The following is a 274-nucleotide window of genomic DNA, read 5'->3' on the forward strand; positions in this document are numbered from 1 at the left end:
CGAAAATTAAAATTCCATCCTTTCTCGTCAGATTCAAAATGAGCAAGTCAAACACTTTAATGGAGAGTTTGATCCTGGCTCAGGACGAACGCTGGCGGCGTGCCTAATACATGCAAGTCGAGCGGACTTGATGGAGAGCTTGCTCTTCTGATGGTTAGCGGCGGACGGGTGAGTAACACGTAGGTAACCTGCCTGTAAGACTGGGATAACTACCGGAAACGGTAGCTAATACCGGATACGCAAGATCCTCGCATGAGGGACTTGGGAAAGACGG

The 274-nt window shown here is 49.3% G+C and carries 1 rRNA gene; it reads left to right on the top strand.

Annotation, left to right across the window (positions count from 1 at the left end):
- Positions 1–56: 56 nt before the first annotated feature.
- A 16S ribosomal RNA gene (locus tag KJS63_RS25890) occupies positions 57–274 on the top strand; the annotation flags it as partial.

The organism is Paenibacillus sp. J22TS3 (assembly GCF_018403205.1).
GTDB lineage: Bacteria > Bacillota > Bacilli > Paenibacillales > Paenibacillaceae > Fontibacillus > Fontibacillus tuaregi.